Origin of the sequence: Hydrogenispora ethanolica, from assembly GCF_004340685.1 — a bacterium.
Lineage (GTDB): Bacteria > Bacillota > UBA4882 > UBA8346 > UBA8346 > Hydrogenispora > Hydrogenispora ethanolica.
The window spans coordinates 1-1,061 of record NZ_SLUN01000100.1 but is presented as its reverse complement, the minus strand read 5'-3'; the positions used below and the strand labels follow the sequence as shown (position 1 = coordinate 1,061).

The following is a 1,061-nucleotide window of genomic DNA, read 5'->3' as shown; positions in this document are numbered from 1 at the left end:
CTTAACTTCGGAAGTTCCGTCGCGATGTTCCACCGTCCGGTGGTTACGAAAGAAAGTAAGGTCATTGACCGTGGTTTCAATCCGCAGGATCAAGCCGAATTTATCGTAAAGCTTAATGGAGGCGGGTCCCATGTGATGGTGAATGCAAGTTCCCTGAATCCGGGTTTGAAACTGATTGCCGATTTCATCCTTAAAACGTCCATCAAGCTTTCGGCCAAGGAAAGTAGCGATATGATCCGGTTTCACCGTATGAATTGCGGTACGTGACAGATTCTCATAGACTGGGCCTAAATCGTTCTGGGTTTTAAAGACAATATCCGTAGCGTATTCGGTTTGATATAGGCTCCAATGGTAAACATTGGAAAAATGGCGGAGTACCGGACAATATTCTTGGGCGAAACGGTCGAGCGCTCGGTGTAAGGATGGAATGGGAAAGGCATCGGCCATGGTTTGAGCTTTCGACCAGTCGTCAATCCGTTTAAAGGTATTATCCATCTGAGTGAAACCAATCCCTTGTTTCTTTAATTGACCTGCGAGCCAATTATGACCATTACAGTAGAATAATAATCGAAAAGGAGCCCAAGTGGGAACACGTAAGTAACAGAGACCAAATTCCTCGTCAATGAAGTAAAAATAATAGTGCAAACATTTGGCTTCCTTATAGCGAAGTTCGGTATGTTGAGTTAGCTTGTCATAATGAGGTGCAAAGGAACCGCACGTTTCCATGGCGGAGAAAATGTGAACTAGACCCGGATGTTCTCCCCTTTCTTTGAGGATGGCTCGAAGACGGTCTTCTTTGCGGAAGTTATTCGCGGAACGAATAAATTCGATGGATAGATTGTTTCTGTTGGCCAATTGTTCAGCGTTCGCCCGGAGTTCATCACGAAGAGGTTCCACAAAATGAGGGTAGTCAAAAATCCGGTATCCCTTCGACATGATAAATGTGGCCATTCCCAACCCATAGCAGACTCCTGGCAATGTACCAGTAATCGTAATTCGGTCGAAACATGATAAAATTCCGCTAATTTGTTTGGTATACCTTTCAAGTAATGAGGACATTT

The 1,061-nt window shown here is 44.4% G+C and carries 1 pseudogene; it reads right to left on the bottom strand.

The features are described from left to right. Positions 1–957 (bottom strand): annotated as a pseudogene (locus EDC14_RS26475) (MarR family transcriptional regulator); the annotation flags it as partial. Positions 958–1,061 lie beyond the last annotated feature (104 nt).